General features: G+C 38.6%; 17 protein-coding genes. 11 read left to right on the top strand and 6 right to left on the bottom strand.

Translation table 11 applies throughout. From position 1 onward, the window contains the following. Window positions 1-187: 187 nt before the first annotated feature. From cofH to tumE, 6 genes are all read left to right on the top strand, one after another. The gene (gene cofH / locus IQ237_RS21535) at window positions 188-1,330 is read left to right on the top strand and encodes a 7,8-didemethyl-8-hydroxy-5-deazariboflavin synthase subunit CofH (protein WP_194058913.1); all 1,143 of its coding nucleotides are present in this window, start codon (window positions 188-190) and stop codon (window positions 1,328-1,330) included. A 124-nt stretch (window positions 1,331-1,454) separates the two neighbouring features. After that, window positions 1,455-1,853: a photosystem II protein Psb27 gene (gene psb27, locus IQ237_RS21530; protein ID WP_194058911.1), complete on the top strand. Its 399-nt coding sequence runs from the start codon at window positions 1,455-1,457 to the stop codon at window positions 1,851-1,853. 404 nt (window positions 1,854-2,257) lie between these two features. Further along, window positions 2,258-3,757, top strand: coding sequence for a family 10 glycosylhydrolase (locus tag IQ237_RS21525; RefSeq protein ID WP_194058909.1), 1,500 nt, complete (start codon window positions 2,258-2,260; stop codon window positions 3,755-3,757). A gap of 665 nt (window positions 3,758-4,422) precedes the next feature. After that, window positions 4,423-5,340: an SUMF1/EgtB/PvdO family nonheme iron enzyme gene (locus IQ237_RS21520; RefSeq protein ID WP_194058907.1), complete on the top strand. Its 918-nt coding sequence runs from the start codon at window positions 4,423-4,425 to the stop codon at window positions 5,338-5,340. A gap of 285 nt (window positions 5,341-5,625) precedes the next feature. After that, the gene (gene tumA / locus IQ237_RS21515) at window positions 5,626-5,856 is read left to right on the top strand and encodes an antitoxin TumA (RefSeq protein WP_027401476.1); all 231 of its coding nucleotides are present in this window, start codon (window positions 5,626-5,628) and stop codon (window positions 5,854-5,856) included. Then, window positions 5,846-6,229: a toxin TumE gene (tumE, locus tag IQ237_RS21510; RefSeq protein WP_190648181.1), complete on the top strand. Its 384-nt coding sequence runs from the start codon at window positions 5,846-5,848 to the stop codon at window positions 6,227-6,229. The genes tumA and tumE overlap by 11 nt, the downstream gene beginning before the upstream one ends. A gap of 326 nt (window positions 6,230-6,555) precedes the next feature. Here the strand turns inward: tumE and polA are convergent, their stop codons facing one another. After that, window positions 6,556-9,531 carry a DNA polymerase I gene (polA, locus tag IQ237_RS21505; protein WP_194058905.1) on the bottom strand — a complete coding sequence of 992 codons (2,976 nt, stop codon included), beginning with the start codon at window positions 9,529-9,531 and terminating at the stop codon, window positions 6,556-6,558. A 76-nt stretch (window positions 9,532-9,607) separates the two neighbouring features. Between polA and IQ237_RS21500 the strand changes: the two genes are divergently transcribed. Continuing rightward, window positions 9,608-10,459 (top strand): Cof-type HAD-IIB family hydrolase, encoded by an 852-nt coding sequence (locus tag IQ237_RS21500; protein WP_194058903.1) that lies wholly within the window; start codon window positions 9,608-9,610, stop codon window positions 10,457-10,459. Between the two features lie 324 nt (window positions 10,460-10,783). Here the strand turns inward: IQ237_RS21500 and IQ237_RS21495 are convergent, their stop codons facing one another. Continuing rightward, window positions 10,784-11,593, bottom strand: coding sequence for a DALR anticodon-binding domain-containing protein (locus IQ237_RS21495; RefSeq protein WP_194058901.1), 810 nt, complete (start codon window positions 11,591-11,593; stop codon window positions 10,784-10,786). A 374-nt stretch (window positions 11,594-11,967) separates the two neighbouring features. Between IQ237_RS21495 and IQ237_RS21490 the strand changes: the two genes are divergently transcribed. Further along, window positions 11,968-12,687, top strand: a complete 720-nt coding sequence (locus IQ237_RS21490; RefSeq protein ID WP_096572776.1) for a Crp/Fnr family transcriptional regulator — start codon at window positions 11,968-11,970, stop codon at window positions 12,685-12,687. A 71-nt stretch (window positions 12,688-12,758) separates the two neighbouring features. Here the strand turns inward: IQ237_RS21490 and IQ237_RS21485 are convergent, their stop codons facing one another. From IQ237_RS21485 to IQ237_RS21470, 4 genes are all read right to left on the bottom strand, one after another. Next, window positions 12,759-13,832: a PstS family phosphate ABC transporter substrate-binding protein gene (locus IQ237_RS21485; RefSeq protein ID WP_194058899.1), complete on the bottom strand. Its 1,074-nt coding sequence runs from the start codon at window positions 13,830-13,832 to the stop codon at window positions 12,759-12,761. A gap of 244 nt (window positions 13,833-14,076) precedes the next feature. Then, complete coding sequence (locus IQ237_RS21480; protein ID WP_194058897.1) at window positions 14,077-15,498, bottom strand: ABC transporter substrate-binding protein; 1,422 nt, start codon at window positions 15,496-15,498, stop codon at window positions 14,077-14,079. 47 nt (window positions 15,499-15,545) lie between these two features. Next, window positions 15,546-16,988, bottom strand: coding sequence for a serine/threonine-protein kinase (locus IQ237_RS21475; RefSeq protein ID WP_194058895.1), 1,443 nt, complete (start codon window positions 16,986-16,988; stop codon window positions 15,546-15,548). Window positions 16,989-17,287: 299 nt separating this feature from the next. Further along, entirely contained in the window at window positions 17,288-18,307 is a 1,020-nt protein-coding gene (locus IQ237_RS21470; protein WP_194058893.1) for a LysR family transcriptional regulator, read from the bottom strand. 398 nt (window positions 18,308-18,705) lie between these two features. Between IQ237_RS21470 and IQ237_RS21465 the strand changes: the two genes are divergently transcribed. From IQ237_RS21465 to IQ237_RS21455, 3 genes are all read left to right on the top strand, one after another. Beyond that, a complete protein-coding gene (locus IQ237_RS21465) occupies window positions 18,706-19,422 on the top strand; it encodes an NnrU family protein (protein ID WP_194058948.1) in 717 nt (238 codons plus the stop codon). Window positions 19,423-19,745: 323 nt separating this feature from the next. Further along, window positions 19,746-20,132 carry a co-chaperone YbbN gene (locus IQ237_RS21460; RefSeq protein WP_194058891.1) on the top strand — a complete coding sequence of 129 codons (387 nt, stop codon included), beginning with the start codon at window positions 19,746-19,748 and terminating at the stop codon, window positions 20,130-20,132. Between the two features lie 499 nt (window positions 20,133-20,631). Continuing rightward, window positions 20,632-22,256, top strand: a 1,625-nt coding sequence (locus IQ237_RS21455) for an NAD(P)H-quinone oxidoreductase subunit 5 (RefSeq protein ID WP_194058889.1), incomplete at its 3' end; no start/stop codon positions are given.

Genomic DNA, 22,256 nt, shown 5'->3' with positions numbered 1-22,256 from the left:
CCCATAGTGTACCACATGACACCGGAAAATGCTGTATATTCGCCTAGAGCGTAGCGTGGCGTTAGCCATCAACTTTTTAGAAAACCTCTTAAAAACGAATTTAACATATATTTAACATATAGCCAAAGCATTAAAATAGTAAGTTGGCTTTTAATTCATTCATACATTAATAAAATTTTTACTAGCTGTGACTAATATAACATTAGATACGATTCTTGAGCGTTCCTTACTTGGGTTTAATATATCACCATCTGAGGCAGTAGTTTTATTAAACCAAACTGACCCGGAAACTGTAAATATTATTCGGGAAACAGCAGACAAACTGAGACAAAAACAAGCTGGTGAGACTGTAACTTACGTAATCAACCGTAACATTAATTTTACTAACATTTGTGAACAACATTGTAGTTTTTGTGCATTCCGCCGAGATGATGGTGATACGGATGCTTACTGGTTAGATTGGGCGCAGATTTTAGAAAAATCTACGGATGCTGTAAGTAGAGGAGCGACAGAAATCTGTATGCAAGGGGGATTAAACCCACAAGCGCAAATTAACGGTAAATCCTTACCTTATTACATTAAATTGGTAGAAACCATTAAACAAGAGTTTCCCCAGCTACATTTACACGCCTTTTCGCCCCAGGAAATCCAGTTTATTGCTAGAGTTGATGGAATTTCCCATACTCATGTCATAGAAGCTTTACGTGATGCGGGTGTGGGTTCAATGCCAGGAACAGCAGCCGAGGTGTTAGATGATCAAGTGAGAAAAGTATTATGTCCTGAAAAGATAGATACTGCAACTTGGTTAGAAATTGTCAGTACAGCGCACAAATTAGGTGTACCAACTACGAGTACCATGTTATCGGGGCATATTGAAACACCGGAACAGCAAATAGGACATTTAGAAAAATTGCGATCGCTGCAACAAACAGCCTTAGAAAAAGGATACCCAGCCAAAATTACAGAATTTATTATCTTACCCTTTGTGGGTCAAGAAGCACCTAAATCCTTACGTCGTCGAGTAGGAAGAGATCAACCAGTATTAGCAGATGCGCTGTTACTAACTGCGGTAGCGCGGATATTCTTAGGAAACTGCATACCTAACCATCAACCGAGTTGGGTAAAATTAGGGTTAGCTGGTGCAACAGAAGCCTTAACTTGGGGTTGTAATGATATTGGCGGTACTTTGATGGAAGAACACATTACCACAATGGCCGGGGCTATTGGTGGTACGTGCATGGAAGTAGAAACCCTGCAAAATGCGATCGCCTCCCTCAACAGACCTTACCAGCAAAGAAATACTTTGTATGAGGTGATGGGTAATGGGTAATGGGTAATGGGTAATGGGTAATAGAGTTATAGAGTTATAGAGTTATTAACCTCCACTATTCCCTATTCCCTATTCCCTGTTCCCTGATACGATGGACTGTGATTTACGTATTTAATTAATGGATATGAAGCATTATTGGTCGCGTCTGCTGGCACTACTTTTAGTAGTCACCATCGGTTTAATGGGTTGTTCTGGCAGTCCAGACGGCTTAACCGGAGATTATCGTCAAGACACTTTGTCCGTAGTCAAAGTCTTAAAACAAGCCGTAGAAGTATCACCGGATGATCCTAATAAAGCAGCAATACAAGCAGAAGCACGTCAAAAAATCAATGACTTTTCTGCACGTTATCAAAGATCCAATGCCGTTTCTGGCTTGAGTTCCTTTACAACCATGCGAACCGCCCTGAACGCTTTAGCTGGACATTACAGTTCTTACCCTAACCGTCCCATACCTGAAAAGTTGAAAAATCGCCTAGAAAAAGAATTTGCTCGTGTTGAAGCAGTGGTTAACCGTGGTGGTTAATTATTAGGGAAAAGTTGATAATTTTCAAAGATTCTTAATAGCAGGCTTGGCCTGCTTTTTATCAATTGAAAATTGAAAATTGAAAATTGACAATTGTTTCATTAAAGGCTTCCGCCGTGAGCGTCAGTGGTCACTGAGATTGCGGTCACTTAGCTTGCCGAAGTGTCGAAGTGCCGAACGGTTTAAAACCTCCCTTTCAAGGGGAAAAATAAAAAATCCGCTTTTTTCAATCCTCTCCCTTCAAGGGAGAGGTAATTGTCAATTGTCAATTATTGAATCAAAGATTTCTCTAGATTCATGAATATTTCTCCTGACTCCTGACTCCTTAAATAAATTTTTCCTGTTGTCATATATTAATTAAGAAATTTAGCAAAAGATAGATCAATTAAGGTTAATTAAGCAATATGTACAAACTTCCTTTCAACTTTTCCACACCAAGATTATTGCGTCGCAGTCTGTTTGCTGTTTTGTTTAGCAGTAGTATGTTAATTCCTAACTTTAGCACTCAGCCAGCAGCAGCGCAGGTAATGGAGTTTTGTCAACTATCACCAAAAGCAGTGAAAGAGAAAGAAGAACTACGTTTATCAGCCCTTAAAGGCAATAGAGACGCACAAAGTCGTTATCAAAAAATCCTCAAAGAACACGCAGAAGAATTACAAAATTGTCGCCGTCAAAATTGGCCACAAACTCAAGCTATCTGGTTACGTTTGTATCCCTGTGACTCTCAGCCAGGAGCAATTGATCAGATAATGGATCATATAGTCAATAGTGGCTATAACCAAGTTTATTTAGAAGCATTTTATGATGGTCAGGTATTGTTACCAGCAGCAACTAATCCCACAGTTTGGCCTGCTGTAGTTCGTACTCCGGGAAAAGAAAAAGTTGATTTATTAGCAGAAGGAATTAAAAAAGGACAAGCAAGAGGTTTAAAAGTTTATGCTTGGATGTTTACAATTAATTTTGGCTATACTTATGGTCAAATTGAGAATAGAAAAGATGCGATCGCCCGTAATGGAAAAGGTCAAACTAGCATAGAAGTTGTAGATAACCGTTCCCAAGTATTTGTAGACCCCTACAACACCCAAGCAAAAACCGATTTTTACCGCATGGTACAAGAAATAATGCGTCGTCGTCCTGATGGCTTATTATTAGACTATGTACGCTATCCGCGACAAGCAGGAAGTGATTCCATAGCTACAAAAGTATCTGATTTATGGTTATTTACTCCGGCAATTCAAGAAGCTTTATTGCGTCGTGCCAAAAATAATAAAGGACTAGAATTAATTCGCCGGTTTTTAAGTAAAGGATACATCACAACAGGAGATATAAGAGAAGTTGATCAACTTTATCCCCAAGAAGATGAACCAATGTGGGAAGGTCGTATTCCTCCAGTTGCAGACAAATCATTACTCACAGCAAACGATAAACAACCAATTTTGCAATCAGATTTATGGCTTTTGGCAGTTGCTCACGCCATGCAAGGTATATTAGATTTTGTTGCCTTAGCTAGTTATCCAGCTACACAAAATAATATTCCTGCTGGGGTGGTATTTTTCCCAGAAGGTAATCAAACTGTAGGTAAAGGATATGATTCCCGTTTACAACCTTGGGATAAATTTCCTAATACTTTAGAATGGCATCCTATGTCTTATGCCACTTGTGGAAATGCTAATTGTATCATGGATCAAGTGCAACGAGTTTTAAGTATGGCTCAACCAGGTACAAAAGTCATTCCCGCTTTAGCTGGTAAATGGGGAGAACCAATAACTGGCCGTCCACCTTTAGAACAACAAATGGCAGCTTTAAGGAGATTTGCACCACAAATAAATGCAGTTAGTCATTTTGCCTATTCTTGGCAACATCCAGAACTTGATGGACAGCGTAAATTTTGTAAATCTCAGTGATATTACGTCTATTTGAATAGGAATTAATCATATAGCCCAAATAGTAATTTTTGTGTAACAAACTAGTACCGTTTCGCAAAAGTAAAAAGTAATAGGTCATAAGCTTTTTGGCTGTGATTGAGAATAATTGGTTTATTTACGCCCTGCTGTACTAGTTTTTTCTGTAAGAAAATTTTGGTGATTACATAGGTATGAAACGAAAAATCAAGGGTTTGAGGCATGGAAATGGTTAAATTTTATTATTTCTCTGCAATTTCCTATATCTAGGGTGATAAAAAACCTACTTAGCGTGATAATATCTATTTGTAATAATGCTATGTACATTTGTAGTTATGGATGAAATTTCTTCTAAGCTCATAGCAATTTTCCAGAATGTAAATGAGTGGCTGAAGTTCGCAGATTGTATGGCGCGAAAAGTGGCAATATTTCCAAGCAATACAAAATACTCAAGATTTGATCAATAAAGCTAACCAAATCAAGTCTCCTCTTCCCACCAGTTATCGAGAAAGAGAGAGGTTTTTTCAAAAAATATTGTCTTAGGGGTTTCCTTTGTGTTTATGGACTAGATACAAAACCATTGATGATACTACTGTATCTGAAAATTTTAAACGTTGAGAAATGAAAATTTTATTAATTAAATCAATCCATTCACAAGAACAAAAACAATGACTGAACATCAAACAGAAAACAACGATGATTCCATCAAAACACAACCATTTGATTTTGAAGTAGTTACCATTACCATTCAAGGCAAAAAAGGCTTTCGTAAACAAGCTCAACACTTTATTGAAAATTTAGAGAATCGCTTTGAGTTAGAAATGGTATCTATTCCTAAAGGTACTTTTATGATGGGCGCTCCAGAAAAAGAGAAAAATAGCAATAATAGTGAACGTCCCCAACATCAAGTAACAGTGCAGCCATTTTTTATGGGTAAATATCCAGTCACTCAAGCACAGTGGAAATTTGTAGCTCAGTTACCCCAGATTAACCGAGAACTTGACCCATACCCATCTAAGTTTACAGGTGCAAATCGGCCTGTAGAGCGGGTTTCTTGGTATGATGCAGTTGAGTTTTGCTCACGCCTTTCCCGACACACAGGTAGAAATTATCGCCTCCCCAGTGAAGCAGAATGGGAATATGCTTGTCGTGCCGGGACTACCACACCATTTCACTTTGGTGAGACAATTACAACAGATTTGGCTAACTATGATCCTTTCCTCCACTACGGAGAATTTACAACCATTGAATTACAAGAAATTTACAGAAAAAAAACAACAGAAGTAGGTAGTTTTGGAGTAGCCAATAATTTTGGATTGTACGATATGCACGGCAATGTTTGGGAATGGTGTCTCGATGATTGGCACGATAACTATGAAGGATCGCCTACAAACGGCATTGCTTGGTTTAATAGCAACGAACCTTCCTTTGACAAGACGGGACTCGCTATACTGCGGGGCGGTTCTTGGTTCCACTATTGTAAATTCTGCCGTTCTGCGTTTCGCGACTTCAACTCCTTCCGCGACAGCCTTTACAACAATATTGGTTTTCGTGTAGTCTGTGAGGTTGGGAGGATTCTTCAGTAGCCTTTTATACTTTTCTTCTTTTTCCCTTTGCACTTTTTCTTTTTTACTTTTTTCAGCGTAGCGAAGCGGAGCGTTAAAATTTTGTTTTGGAAAATAGAGTCTGTATAATTAACGAAATGCTTTCTTTGTCCTTAGAGAATGTTTTAAGATTGGTATACCGTCATTTTTATCACATTGCTACCCCTTCACCTTTTGTAAAATAGGAGTAAAGATATTTGATACACTATGAGGCACTTTTCAAACAAACTATTATAATTAAGTTAATTAAATTAAACAGATAAATAAATGCGTAAACAAGTTATCGAATATACATCTCCACTAGATGCGTTGATTGCCCTTACCAAACAGTTAAATGTTTATGAAATCAAGTACCAAATGAGTTCAGAAGATTTTTTTGCCAAATATAGCCAGGGAGAAACTTCTGATGATGAAGTGTTTGTCGAATGGGCAGGAAATTATCAGCATTATCTAGCTTTACACCAAGAAATAACCAGCAAACTCCAAGATGTCGCGTAAAATTATCCAAGGGTATTTAGATGAAGTTGAGCAACTTTTAATTAATTGCTCTAACGTATATATTGAGGAGTATAGTGCGGTAATTTTAACGCCAGAGCGTGCTAATCTCCGTATTAGAATACGTTTTGCAATTAAATATTTACTAGCAGTTAGTGAAGCATTTGTTGTTGTAAATAATCAGATTGAATATGTTGATTACCGCTATCACTTTCAAGATGAGCAAAATAGTCTAATTTTTCGTTATGACAGTACACCACACTTTCCCAACTTGCCTAGTTTCCCCCACCATAAACATCTTTTTGGCAATGTAATTGCTTGCGAAAAGCCACATATAGCTGATGTTCTACAAGAAGTGATGGAGTTTTTAAAGTAGGAATACTATATAGCAATCCTGAGGAGTTTGTGATAAAATACGGAAATAAAATAGGTTTATTGTTCTTCCCCCTGTTTTTCATATACAATTTCCACTACATACAGCACATTCCATCTACATGAGGTACACTATGAACAGGCAAGATGACTGTGAAACAAGGGTTTTATAATTAATATCTGTACTTCATAATACCGTAAATTGCTGTAACAGTACAACTTTCTTCCTTAACATAATCTCGACCTCAATACTATAATCATAGCATACCATGAGGGGATTTGTAAAAGTTTTACTATAAATGTTCAGATATTTGTTTTACGGCTGCAACACTACTTTGTTTCCATCCAATTATCACCCGCACGCACATCAACAACCAAAGGAACACTTAAACTCACCGCATTTTCCATCACTGACTTAATTTCTATTTGCAATTCTTCCCACTCTTGCAGAGGTACTTCAAACACTAATTCATCATGAACTTGCAATAATAACCGCGCTTGATATCTTCTTAAAACCTCATGTATTCTCACCATTGCAATTTTAATAATATCCGCACTTGAACCTTGAATTGGTGCATTTGCAGCAGAACGCAATAACCCCGCATCATAAGCACCCAAATTTTTTAACTTGCTCAAATCAATCTCTTCTAAATTTCTACCCCTTAACTCTTTCAAGCTTTTAGTAGTAAAATCAAAATAACGTCTTCTTCCCAAAATTGTTTCTACATAACCTTGAGCAATAGCTTGTTTTTTCACACTTTCCAAATATTTAAATACTTGGGGATATCGTTCATTAAATCGCTTGATAAATTCATTTGCAGTATTCTTATCCACACCTGTAGAACGAGAAAACTTTAACGACCCCATCCCATAAATCACACCAAAATTAATTGTTTTCGCAAAACGTCTTTCTTCTGATGTCACTTCTTCTTTTTCAAACACCAATTTAGCTGTTACTGTATGAATATCCTCATTATTTTGATAAGCTTGAATTAATACAGGTTCTTGACTTAAATGTGCCAAAATTCTTAACTCAATTTGTGAATAGTCAGCAGCAACCATTAACCAACCAGATTGGGGTAAAAATGCTTTTCTAATTTGTCTACTAAAAGCGGTACGAATGGGAATATTTTGTAAATTAGGATTAGAAGAAGATAACCTACCTGTTGCAGTTACAGTTTGATTAAAATCAGTATGTAACCGTTGACTTTTGGGATGTACCAACGCTGGTAAAGCATCTACATAGGTAGATTTTAATTTTGATAAAGTTCGATATTCAATAATCGCATCAACCAAACCTGTGGTATCAACTTCTTGGAGTTTTTCTAAAGTTGCAGCATCGGTAGAATAACCAGTTTGAATTTTGCGGGAATATTTGGTACTTAAAGCAAGTTTATCAAACAAAATATAACTCAATTGTTTAGGAGAACCTAAATTAAATGTTTCTCCCGCAATTTCTGTTGCTTTTGTTTCTAAAACTGCTAAATCTGATTCTAACAACTGAGACAATTCTTGTAAATAACCAGAATTAATTTTTACCCCTGTATATTCCATTTCTGCTAAAACGGTTTCCAAGGGTTGTTCCACCTCTACCAATAATTTCTCTAATGCTGGTATTTGATTTAATTCATTTCGCAATTTATCAACTAATTGAAATGTGGCATAAACTTGAGTTCCACAATAATATGCTACTGTATTTATGCCAATATCAGCAATAGTTTTTTGTGGTTCTTTTTTCCCAGTTTTGGGTACAATATCATTATATTCTGTAAGCTGTAAACCCAAATATCTTAAAGATAAATCACTTAAATTGTGGGTATTATCTGGATTTAGCAAATAACTTGCTAACATGGGATCAAATACCACCCCTGTTAAATTAATTCCCTGACATTTGAAAATTAATCTATCAAATTTGGCATTTTGAAATGTTTTTGGATAATCTGCATTTTCTAAAATTGGACGTAGTTTTGATAATACTACATCTAATTTTAAATTATTGCCAATATTACCTATTTTATGACCAACGGGAATATAAGCAACTTCATTTTCTCCTGTTCCCCAACAACAACCAATTCCTACTAAATTTGCATCTCTTGGTTCTAAATCAGTTGTTTCTGTATCCCAAGCAACGGGTTTTTCTGGGTTAGTGCATTTCTCTAAAATGCTCACTAACTCATCTAATTTTTCTGTTGTATCAATAATGCGGATGTGAATTTTTCCATGATTTGATTTTTCAGCATTCGCTGTATCTTCCGCACTAAAAAACCATAGTTCATCATCTTCTTCCGATGCAATATTAATCTGGTTATTTTTGATAGTTTCGGTTTGGGTTTCTGGAACTTCTCCCCCGAATTTTGCTTGTAGTTCGTTGATTTGTTCTAAAAATTTCTTAAATTCTAACTTCTCTAAAATGGGAATTAAATTAGCAGTATCAAAACCCGTTAATTGACAATCTTCTAAATTAACTTCTAAAGGTACATCGACAACTATTTTGGCTAAATATTGAGAATGTAGCGCGTCTTCTTTACCTGCAATTAATTTTTTTTGATTTGCACCTGTAATTTTATCTATGTTGGCGTAAATTTCCTCTAAAGAATTATAAGTATTTAATAATTTTACTGCTGTTTTTTCCCCAATTCCTTTAACTCCAGGAATATTATCAGATGTATCTCCACAAAGGGCTTTAAAATCTACAATTTGGGTAGGTAAAACGCCTAATTTTTCTTTAACTTGTTCTGCTTGAAATTCAGTGATACTATTAGCAGAACGTTTTAAAGCTTCAGGACTAAAATTTAAAACTGTAATCCCTTTTTTTTCATCAATTAATTGAAATAAATCCCTATCTCCTGATAAAATCTTCACTCGATAACCAGCCGCAGATGCTTTTTGTGATAAAGTTCCTAATACATCATCTGCTTCATAACCAGGTTGTGTAATAATCGGTATATTTAAAGCTGTTAATAAATCATTCAGGTTTTCTATATCGGGAATAAAATCTTCTGGTGTTTCTGCCCTATTCGCTTTATAGTTATCATCAGCTTCATGGCGAAATGTCGGTGCGGCTAAATCAAATGCTACTGCTATTGCTTGTGGTTGTTCGCTTTTTAATACTTCTAATAAACATTTAATAAATCCAAAACAAACACTTGTAGGAATACCTGCTTTTGTACGTAGTCCGCCATCTCTACCTTTAGCAAAAGCGAAATAGGAACGAAAAGCTAAAGAATGTCCATCTACAAGGATAATAGTAGGATTGGTTGTAGTTGCAGAATCTGAAATCACTGAATTAGTCGAGTTTGGGAACATAGCCTATTTTAACTATTGCTGATCGCCTGTTAATCTCTTACTGGGACGATTATTAAATAATGTATCTGCTCATCTTATGACATCTATCAACAATCAGGCTGAAAATAAAAAAGATATTAAGCTACTGGTACTAGATATAGATGGTACGATCGCTGGCCATGACAACCAAGTCAGTGAAACTGTACAGCAAGCTATTAAAGCAGTCCAAGCTAAAGGTATTCAAGTAGCTATAGCTACAGGTAGAATGTATTGTTCAGCTTTGCGCTTTCATCAAGATGTAAGGTCTAATTTACCATTAGTAGCTTATCAGGGTGCTTGGATTCAAGACCCTAATACTGGTAAACTTCACCGTCATTTAACTGTAACTAAGGAAATTGCCCATCAATTACTAGATTACTTTGAACAGCCACAATGGCGATCGCTCCTTTCAGTCCATTTCTATATTAATGATCAACTTTACGTGCGAGAAATCACTACAGATACCGCAGACTATTCTCAACGTTGTGGTGTGACTCCTCTTCCTGTGGGTGATTTGCGTCAAGCATTAACCGATAATATCCCGACTAAAGTTTTAGCATTGTGTAATGAAGTAGACTTGATTAGAAAAATGATGGGTGATTTACGTTTACAATACACACCCGCAGAATTATACATGACAACTTCTGTCGCCACCTTCCTAGAAGTAGCAAATCCTTTTGTTAACAAAGGTACTGCTGTCCGTTACCTTGCAGAAGAAATGTTAGGAATAGAAAGCAGTCAAGTAATGACTATTGGGGATAACTTTAATGATGTAGAAATGTTGGAATATGCAGGAATAGGTGTAGCAATGGGAAGCGCACCAGAACCAGTAAAAGCGATAGCAACGTGGGTGACACCCAGTGTAGAAAATGATGGAGTAGCGATCGCCATAGAAAAATTCTTACTTTAACAGGTGACTGGGGGTTCTATTTTGGATTTTGGATTTTGGATTATTTTTCTTAATTTCAATCTAAAATCTAAAATCTAAAATTTCCCTGACTTCTACCTAAAAATCAGAAAGAACACCGACGACTGACCGTGTTTCGTCTCGGTGTTCTTGCTGGTTCGCTCCTCACACACCAGCTAATATATCCCAGGAGTCAGATCACGTCAATAGCTACAGTCAAATTTTTTCAATTGCAGTCTCAGGAGGCAGGAAGGAGTCAGGAGATCAAGGAGTAATATCTTATTCTCCCCAGTCACCAGTCACCAATCACCAGTCACCAGTCACCAATCACAACTCCACAGGCGCAAAAACTGCCAATTTACTTTCTAATACAGACCTTAAAACCAACTGGGTAACAATCAGCAATCCTAACCTAGCCTGAGCTAACTCCAATGAATTAATTTTCACTTCCCCCCAGATGCGACAATTACACCAGAAACTTTCAAAAGCTTCGCTCAATTTCAGTGCAGTTGTCATCCAGTTAACTGAAGTGTTAGAATCAGGGAATACCAAATCATCCACCATTTTTACCAACAGGTGCATCAGACGCACCTCATCCCCTTGATAAAGACGCAATTTTTGATCACAGTCTAGCCAGGGTATCGGTTGGGTAGACAGCAAACCTAGCACTTCTGTACTATTATCTATCAGTTGAATCAATCCCTCCCGATCAGCTAATCTCAATAATGAACAGCAGCGTGCATGGGCATATTGAATTTTAAACAATTTATTGTTGTAATTCTCACCATCTGGCCATCTCCCCGTCTCCCCATCTTCCCCACCTCCAATTCCTTCTAAGCTAGTTTCACCGACTGTTAGATTATGTAACCAAACTGCCAAAGTAGAATCAATCAGTTCTATATGAATCAAAGCAGGAGGAACAACTTTAACGTGAAAAAACTCACCATAAGCTGCTAAATGAGCAGCGATTGACTTGACAATATGTTTCGCTTTTGAATTATCAGATGGAGAAAGTTGCAAAGCTACACTAGAAATATATAAAATTTTTTTACCATCTGTACCTTGATATAGAGGCAGTTTTCCCTTTTTGATCCATAGAATTTTCTCATCCTTGGTATAAACACTGAGGAAATTCATGAAATGGGTATGGACTATTTGTTTAATTGAGGTATACTTCTTAAATAGTAGCCAATGTTGCACGTAGTTATTTAGCAAACTTTTACGGTTATCACGATTTTATCCTGTTCCATCCACCTTGAGATAGAAGTTTAGTCTAAGTAAAGAAAAATGAGAGTAGGATAAAATTTCGTGAATAATCGATGAATGATTAGTAAACTTTACTACCCTCATTGTACAGTAAGAAGTATAACAAAAGAGTAGAGGGCAAAATTCGCTTTCTACACTTTGGATGGCTGACGCTGTTGGGTGTTCAGCCTACCCTGTTAACACAAAGACACTCCTTGCACCTTTTTATTTAGTCTTTGTTTTCAGCCGAACGCTCTTTGTTAACTATGCAATCTCAATCCTCTTTTTCCGAGGCATCACGGCCTTTCTTAACTTGGCAACGAATTCTTGACTGGGCGCAAGAACACTACCGCTGCCGCACCTTCAGCAAAGATGAGCGCATTCCCGCCAGACCCGGATTGCTGTATTTAGTGCAGAGAGGTGCAATCCGCATGGTAGGAACAGCCCAAGTAAGTGCTACTGCCAGCCAGCTAACATCTCGACGCATTAACAGAACCCCTGAAGAAGCCTTTTTAGGTTTTGTGGGCGCAGGACAACCATTTGAAATCGTCGCTCAGTCCCCCTTTACACTCCAAGCTTACGCCCACGTTGACCAAACTGCGGTGCTGTGGATGTACTGGCATGATTTGGATAACTGGCCTCACTTCCGCCGTGAAGTCATGGATGCCTTTAGATATCAACATCAGCGCAAGCTATTGTGGCTAAGTGCTTTAGGTCAACGACGTACAATTGACCGACTGCTAGGTTTCCTCACCTTGTTAATTGAGGAATATGGAGAACCAGCAATGAGCGAAACCGATCCCGATGTTATTCGCGGCTATTGCCTACCTTTCCCCCTCACCCATGCCCAAATTGGCAGCGCCATTGGTTCTACTCGCGTCACCGTTACCCGCTTGATGGGTAAATTGCGTCAACGTGGACTCATCCTCACCCAAGGGGATAATCTGATTTGCTTGCCAGCAGAGTCTATTAACAGAGCCAGTTAAAACACACTCACAAAGCCAAGTGAAGTGTCTAAGTTGGTTCTGGGAATTTTAGAAGCTATGACTAGCAGGTGTCAGCGGATTTTAACAAACCCAGTTTGGGTAATTAGTTCCTGTCCCTGCTCTGTTAGCAGTAAGTTAGCATAAGCAACGCCGGCTTGCTCCTCAGTTTGACCATTCTGTTTAACCACTACAAACAGATTCCGGGTAATCGGGTATTTTCCTGATTGAAAAGCCTGAATGTTCAATTGATTGCGTTTTTCAGGACATTGATTAGGGAGAATCAATGGTTCTTGATAAGGAGCAATGTATTCCCCAGCCGTGCGTCCCAAAGGCAAGGGTTTAATAGAACATTGAGGAACAACCTCTGGAGCAGAAGCGTAATAGATGCCACCAGGACTATCAGCCACCTTTTTTAAGGCTTGGGTGGTCGTAGAAACAAACTCGACTTGGGAAGCAAAAGCTTGACCACCCAAAATGTCTTGGACAAAAAGTTCAACTGTGCCACCATCGCTAATACGGCGTGTAAATGCCTTAATCGGTAAATTGGGTCCACCCACTTGATTCCAATTATTAATCTTGCCTGTGTATATGGATTTTAGTTGGTCTATTGTCAATCCTGGAATATTTAAGTTGGGATTTACGGCTACAGCTAACCCATCAATGGCTACAGGAATTTGATTGAGTCTGAACCCACGCTGTTCGGCGCGAGTTAATTCTTCATCTAAAATCGGACGAGAAGACTGGGCAAAAGCTAATTGACCATCAATTAAAGACTGGATACCCGTACCAGAGCCAGGAGTAGCCTTAGTAGGTTGTACATAACGCAGCCTAAATTCTAGCCGTGTTGTCTGAATGACTGGATCAATTGCCAACCGAATCGTCGCCCAAGATGTACTGCCTCCGTAGTTAAATAATCCTGTGGGGACATTTTTTACAGTAGCGAAAGTTGTACCTTGAGGTGGTGTTGAGGTGTTCTGGGGTTGGGTTTGATTACTAGAATTAGAATTATTATTGGATTGAGAATTAATGACATTATTCAAATCAACGTTTGATTTTTGAGTAAAAAACCAAAAACCCCCACCTATTAGCAATATTGTGGTCAATAAAGATATAGCAAGAACCAATGGTTCATTTTTTTGAGACATAGTAAATTACCATTTTTAGTGGATATAGAAATATTTAGGGTTGATAAGTATTAATTTTTTTTGCAAACATTCTCATAAAAGAAGGGAACAGGGAACAGGTGACAGAATAAAAAATATTATCCCTACACTCCTACAACCCTCGTAAGTAATTAGCCGGACTTGATATCAAGTCCTACCTTCCTGATTTTTAACTTTCGATTTTTAACTTTTGATTAACCTTTAATTAACAATCTATTTTCAATTTTCAATTGCTTGGTGATATTGGCTCAAAATCATACCCAGCACGAGAACGATTACCAGGAACAATTTTTACAAGTTGGACTGAGGTGTTTCTATCTCCTGATGGTAAAAAGCGAATTTCACCAGCAGCACCTGGAGCAGAAAATCTAGGAGATACAAGAGTTTTTTGAATACCAGAACGGGTGGGATCAGTTGCTAATGCAGCAATAAAGGCTTTTGTAGCATCATAGGCTAGGGCAGTACGCCAACTCACATCACCACCCCATAATTTTCGGGATGTTTTGGGAAAATCTGATTTGGGATTACCTTGAATATGCCAGGGAACTGCTAATACCATTCCTACTGCTTGTTCTCTGCCAATTTCTAAGGTTTTTAGTGTATACACATCATCTCCTCCTAGTAATGTGAGACGCTTTTGATTTACCTGAACTACTTGCAGTGCTTTATCTAAAGTTCCCGTGTCAGCAGCTAACATTAATACTTGCGCCCCTTGTTCAGTTGCCTGTTTGAGACTGGAAGCAGCACTAAAATCCGCTTTGGATAAATCAAATTCTTTAGATATTTCTCCACCTTCCAATAACATAGAGGAAACAAACTCTGATTTTAGGGACTGACTATAACCACTTTGAGAATTATAGAAAACTGCTGCTTTTTTCTTATTTAGATTTTTCACCATGTAATTTGCTAAGGTTCTAGCAGCTATAAAATCGCTGGGAACTGTTCTAAAAATGTAGGGGCTAAAGTTGGTAATTTTTACAGAAGTGCTAATCGGAGAAATAGCAACAAGTTCTCCTGAATTATAAACTGTACCTGCTGTTAATGTGGCATCGCTGGTATTACAGCAAACTGTACCTAATACTTCTGGATTTTTGACGAGGTTAGTAGCAATTTGTTTAGATATTTCTGGATTATCATCATCGTTTGCTATACCTACCTTTAAATAAACTCCGTTAATTTTTTCATTGCTATTAATTTCATTTTGGGCTTGAGCGATACCTCGTAAAATTTCTAATCCAGTATTGGGGTTATTTCCTAATGGTACTGTGGCCACAATTGTATAGTTTTTGTTTGTCCCAATCCGGGCGTTATTCAGATATATCAGTGCTTCTGGGTCGTTTGGTTTGACTTTTAGAGATGCTGTAAATTTGGCGATCGCTTGTTCATAATTTTTATTAGCTATTGCTTTCACGCCATCTTTTTTAAGTTGAGAAGCTTCACCCGGACTAAATATTTTTTCACCAAAACTAATCCGTTCTTCTATGGAGATTTTTGATTGATTATTGTTATTTTTTACTTGATTATTTACTGAATTTTTAACACCAGTCATGCTGGAAATTTGAGGGAGAAATAACCATATACCAATACCAAGTATGCCACTTGTAACCAATAGGGATAAAAGTAATACTTTAACTTCTTTTTGTAACATAATTCGCTAGTTGAAAAAAACAACAAAACTTTCTCAATTAAAATTCTCTAAATTATTGAATATATTAATTTATAAATCAAACGAAATATTGATGTTACAGCAATAGCTATTAAAGCTGAAGCCAATGCTAAAATAACCACGTTCTGAATAACAATACCACGGTGTAAGAAGGGGAGAAAAAATATAATTGCCAAAGTAATGGCGGGGATAATTAATAAGTCAAATTTTTCCACCCAGCGTTGAGTTTGAGCAAAGATTAAACCACTCAAAATCACAATAGAAATAGCCATAGTGATGATCGGATTTTTGAATAAGCTGAAAAGGGCGATCGCTATTAATGCACCTTCAAACCCGCTAAAAGCAGCACCAGCTAATAATTCCCAAGTAGCAAATTTTGGTTGTAGTGGGATTGGTTTTAGTGGTGGTTGTGATATTGGTGCTGGTGCTTGGGTTGTTGAAGGTGGTTGTATTGGTTGTGGTTGTGATATTGGTGGAGGTGCTTGGGTTGTTGAAGGTGGTACTGTGGGAATTACATTAGGAGCAGGTGGAGAAAGAGCTTCTAAAACTTCTGCTGCTGACTGAAAGCGTTGACTAGCAGCAGGTAGCAGCATTTTGTCTAAAATATCAGCTAGTCTGTCATTAACAGTAACTTGTGTCCGCCATTTCCACTCATTAGTATAGGAATCAAAAAGTTTACTAGCTTCCTGTCCTGTTAATAAAGTAATCACAGTCACAGATAAAGCGTATAAATCCGTAGAGGGAAATACTTGATTTCCTGACATTTGTTCTGGTGGTGCAAAACCCATAGAATAGATGCCCGTAGAAGCAGTAGAAGCACCAGGAACATTAGCAACTTGTTTTACAGCACCAAAATCTAACAGAAATAATTTACCATCCCGACGACGCATAATATTAGAGGGTTTAATATCTCTGTGAATAATGCCTTTTTCGTGGATAAAAGTCAGAACTGGGAGAATTTCCGTGAGTATTTGTGTAACTCCGATTTCTGAAAATTTACCTTCTTGGAGTAATTCTTCTTCTAGATTTTGTCCATCAATATATTCTTGAACGAGGTAAAAAAACTGCTCTTGTTTTCCTGGTGGTAAACTGGAGACAGAGACAGGGAAGAAAGCAAATAAGTCAGGAATTTGCTCATGTTCATTGCCTATTTGCGCTAAAACTTCTGCTTCTCGTTCAAAGAGTTGTTGTGCTAGTTGTAGTTGAGTGGGTGTTAAATTCCCAGCAGGTTGGAATTGCTTAACCACACAGGAGCGCATTCCCGGAATACGGCGATCGCGTGCTAAAAAGGCAGCACCAAAACCTCCCTTACCCAGTAACTGAGTAGGTACATAACGACCATCTAAAAGTAGTGGCATACCACAACTTATGCAGTATTTTTGCTGAGTAGTTTGTAAAGTTGTAACATCATCTAAATCCGCGAAATGGTTGATTGGCCTGGGGCAGTTGGTACGAGTGCAGTAAACTTCCATGTTAGTTGTGAGTCATGAGTCATTAGCTAAGTAAGTGGGTGTTAAAAATTGTCGTTATGACAAGGGAACAGGGAACAGGGAACAGGTTGTTAGATATTTTACTTTTGGTTACATATTTCGGTTTTTTCTGTTCACCTACTTATCTACACTTGTGACTGGGAATTGTAGATTTTAGATTTTAGATTTTAGATGAAAAAAAATTTGGTATAGGCCACTGTCCTTCAGGAAGGAAAATCGTTAATCCAAAATCCAAAATCCAAAATCCAAAATCGAGTGACTACTGATTAATGACAAAAAATTTACTCTGGATCAGATGAAATAGACGTTGATGTATCTATTTCTAATGTACTTAACATCAGATTTTTTTGTGATAATTTTAACGCATCTCCATCCCATCCAGGGGTAGCAAACTGGGGTAAAATTTCCTGACTAAAGGCTTCTGCGGCTTTAGAGCGATAGCGATTAGGATTAACAATCAGCCAAAGAGTGCGTTTGACAACCACACCTTCAATGGGGGTACAGTGTAGCACACCCATTTGTAATTCTTTAGCGATCGCCGAAGTAGAAACAAAAGCCGCCCCCAAACCTGATTGCACAGCATTTTTAATTGCTTCAATGGAATTTAGTTCCATTTCAAATTTAAAACGTCTGGTATCAATATCACAGCGTGCCAGTACCTGATCAATGACTTTGCGGATCGTAGATTGGGAGTCAAGAGCAATGAATTGTAATTTATATAGGTCTTCTTTTTGAATGGTATCGAGTTTAGCAAAGGGATGGAATGTAGGTAAAATCAGCGCCAGTTCATCTTCAGCGTAGGGAACAATTTCCAAAGATTCAGCCAGTTCACCGGGAATCTCGCCACCGATGATAGCTAAATCAACTTGTCCATTAGCCACACTCCAAGCTGTACGACGGGTAGAGTGGACGTGAAGTTGTACCGCCACATCAGGATATTTTTGACGAAACATCCCAATCATACGCGGTAACAAGTAAGTACCAGTAGTTTGAGAAGCACCGACAATTAAAGTACCACCTTGAAGATTTTGTAAATCCTCAATAGCGCGACAAGTTTCTTGACACAGACTGAGAATTTTTTCACCGTAACTGAGGAGTAGATGTCCAGCTTCGGTTAACTGAGCGCGTCTTCCACCCCGATCAAATAAGGGGACATCCAGTTGGCGTTCCAGATTTTGCACCTGTAAACTCACTGCTGGTTGAGAGACGTAAAGACTATCAGCGGCGCGTTTGAAGCTCCCTTCTTGTGCGATCGCTTTGAGAATGCGTAACTGATCTAAAGTGAAAGGAAGGTCAGACATAAGGCTTAACCCACAAACTTGGGAAGGAGCAGCTTTAAAAATAAATCAAGGTCTATAGCTTTTGGGCTAGGCATGATTTATGGCATTGTAATAGCTGTCAGCAGTCAGTAGTCAGTAGTCAGCTTTGGAAAACTCTTGTTTGACAAAGATTCCAAAATATACACTGCTCCTAATGATCTTGAAAACTGCTATGACATTTAAATATGACATTTAAAAACGTGATCTGAAAAAGAAATTAACACAACATCTTGCAAAAAATCCTCTTGTGTATAAACTGTTAAGGGTGCAATCAACTGTCTTGGCTTTTACCATCTAGTGATTATTAGTCAAGATAATTACCAATATTAGCTGCTTTTATTTTCAATTTTGAATTTTTCATCGGAAATTGAGTTGTGTCTATGATGTCTAGTCCTTGGTTCACCACCAGTCATTTTGTGATACTGGGGTTACAGTTAGTTTTTGCGATCGCCCACAGCGGAGGTGCTGCTTTGCGTCCTTGGGCTGAAAAATACATCGGACCAAGGTTGTATCGCATTTTGTTTGCATTAGTTAGTTTACCCTTAGCAGTGATCTTAATTACTTACTTTTTTAATCACCGTTATGATGGTTGGCAACTGTGGCAAGTGCAGGATATACCAGGTGTGAAACCAGTAGTTTGGGTACTATCAGCAATTTCCTTTTTATTTTTATATCCTGCTACCTTCAATCTACTAGAAATTGCGGCTATTCAAAAGCCCCAAGTCCATCTTTATGAAACAGGTATCATTCGTATTACCCGTCATCCGCAAATGGTGGGTCAAATTATTTGGTGTGTTGCCCATACCCTATGGTTGGGTACAACCTTCACTGTTGTTACATCTTTGGGTTTAGTGCTACATCACTTGTTTGGAGTTTGGCATGGCGATCGCCGTTTGAGCAAACGCTATGGAGAAGCTTTTGAAGTAGTCAAACAACGCACTTCAATTATTCCCTTTCAAGCAGTTTTTGATGGTCGTCAATCTCTGAAATGGCAAGAATTTATTCGTCCTGCTTATTTGGGAGTTGCCATTTTTGTGGGTTTGTTCTGGTGGTTACACCCCCTATTGATCGTAGCCACCAGTAGGATATCATGGTAGTTTTTAGTGATCCCCAAGATAAACATAAAATACTAATTTCATCAAAATTCCCGCTTATCAAATACCACTAAATCAATGTAAGATGAATTAAACCAACTGTCAGTGTGGGTTTCCTCAGTCGGTTTGAGATTGAATATTGGGATTTGCTGGTCGATTAACTTTCCTGGGGAGGAAACGGCAGTCAGAAAGTTAAACATCAAAAAAAGCTACCGTGAATTTGATCGCGCTGGCTTTTTTGTCAGCCACTCCTAATAATACTGACTTGCCAACTCACATCAGTGGTAGTTACTTTGATATAAAAACCTTATAAATCAAGAGGCGTCATGGTGTTGTCGGTCAGTGAGCGGACATTTACTCAAGAAGTTTTAGAATCTCCAATTCCTGTGTTAGTTAATTTCGAGGCTCCTTGGTGTGGCTTGTGTCGCATCATTCACCCATTGTTGCTGCAATTTCAAGCTCAATGCGACAACGGAATTAAACTTGTAGCGGTTAACGCTGATCAAAATTTCAAGCTATCTACCACCTATCGTCTCAAGTCACTACCAACTTTACTACTAATTGAAAAGGGTGTGATCAGACAACGCCTTGAGGGTTTCCGCAGTAGAGATGATTTACGTCTAGCACTGGAAGAAATTAAACTCAGTTGCATGACCAACCATAACACCTTGAGTATAACAACCATGCCTGATTTAGAGTGCCGCTCTGTTTAATTGGTGATTGGTGATTGGTGATTGGTGATTGGTGATTGGTGATTGGTGATTGGTGATTGGTAAAAATCTTTTCTTCCCCTGCTCCCCGCTCCCTGCTCCCCTGCTTCTTCTTCCACTGTCTTCTAATTTGTCACAACGACAATTTTTAACCCCAACCTAACGCCAACCTACCTATATCAACATTCCTCTTCACCCAATTTTTTCCATGATTCAAATATTAAATCATCCTTAACAAACTTAACAAAATTTATGACCCTTTTCAGAGATTCTGAAAAGGGTTTTTATATTTTCTTGAGGAAAAATTAAATATATTTAGTTTGCAGTTATCAAGCTTCAGGTCTCATCTCCTGAAAGCTGTAAATACTTGACTATATTTTTAATGACTATTGGCGTTATCTTACAATTATTAGCAGTTCCGACCTGGACAAGTTAGCCTAAGAAGAATATTCTTACAGCATTGTCCTTAATTTGTCAAGAATTTTAAAAGTAGGCGTGAGTGATGGAAGTAATCTATCAGTATGCCTGGATTATTCCAGTATTACCCCTATTAGGAGCAATGCTGGTAGGTCTAGGATTAATCTCGTTAAATCAGGTAACAAATAGACTGCGACAGCTAAACGCTGTGGTTATTATCTCCCTCATGGGCGCAGCTATGGGGCTGTCTATAGCTCTGCTGTGGAGTCAATATCAAGGACATGAGCCTTATCTTCACACCTTTGAATGGGCAGCAGCAGGTAATTTTCACCTGACGATGGGCTATACAATTGACAATCTCACCGCTATGATGTTGGTGGTTGTCACAACTGTAGCCTTTTTGGTGATGATTTACACTGATGGCTACATGGCGCATGACCCTGGTTACGTGCGGTTTTACGCCTATCTCAGTTTATTCGGCTCATCAATGTTGGGGTTGGTGGTTAGTCCCAACCTGGTACAAATTTATATTTTCTGGGAATTGGTAGGGATGTGTTCCTACCTCCTAGTCGGTTTTTGGTACGATCGCAAGGCGGCAGCGGATGCTTGTCAAAAGGCTTTTGTAACTAACCGCGTCGGTGACTTTGGTTTATTACTCGGCATTCTGGGGCTATTTTGGGCAACAGGCAGCTTTGATTTTACAATCATGGGCGATCGCCTGGGTGAATTGGTAGAAACCGGTTCTATTAGCAATTTCCTGGCTATCCTCTTCGCCATTTTGGTCTTCCTCGGTCCAGTGGCCAAGTCTGCCCAGTTCCCCCTCCATGTCTGGCTACCAGACGCAATGGAAGGTCCTACACCTATTTCCGCCCTCATCCACGCAGCAACAATGGTGGCGGCTGGTGTCTTCCTCATTGCCCGGATGTACCCAGTATTTGAACACGTCCCCGCAGCAATGAACGTGATCGCTTTCACTGGGGCATTTACAGCATTTTTGGGGGCGACGATCGCTATTACCCAAAACGACATCAAAAAAGGACTCGCTTACTCCACCATTTCCCAACTTGGTTACATGGTGATGGCAATGGGTGTAGGCGCTTACAGTGCGGGTATATTCCACCTGATGACCCATGCTTACTTTAAAGCGATGCTGTTCTTGGGTTCAGGTTCAGTTATTCACGGTATGGAAGCAGTGGTTGGCCATGACCCTGTTTTAGCTCAGGATATGCGCTTAATGGGTGGACTGCGGAAATATATGCCCGCAACCGGTTTTACCTTTTTAATAGGATGTTTGGCAATTTCCGGTATTCCTCCCTTTGCTGGTTTCTGGTCAAAAGATGAAATTCTCGGCGCGGCTTTTGCAGCTAACCCTCTGTTATGGTTTATTGGTTGGGTGACTGCCGGTATTACCGCTTTTTATATGTTTAGAATGTATTTCTCGACATTTGAGGGCAAATTCCGGGGTAATGATGAGAAAATCAAAACCATGCTCAAAGATGCTGCTGCTGCTAAGTTAGGTTTGGAATTACAACCTAATTTTGGACCAGGAGCAATGAAAAAAGGTGAGTTAGAAAGTCATGGACATGGACACCACAGCAGTTCACCTCATGAGTCTCCTTGGACAATGACTCTACCTCTGTTGGTGTTGGCTATTCCTTCCATGTTGATCGGTTTGGTGGGTACTCCCTACGCTAATTATTTTGAGCAGTT

The organism is Sphaerospermopsis sp. LEGE 08334 (genome assembly GCF_015207205.1).
In the GTDB taxonomy this organism is placed as follows: domain Bacteria; phylum Cyanobacteriota; class Cyanobacteriia; order Cyanobacteriales; family Nostocaceae; genus Sphaerospermopsis.
Note: the sequence above shows the minus strand (reverse complement) of the source record. Positions and strands in the feature narration are given on the sequence as shown.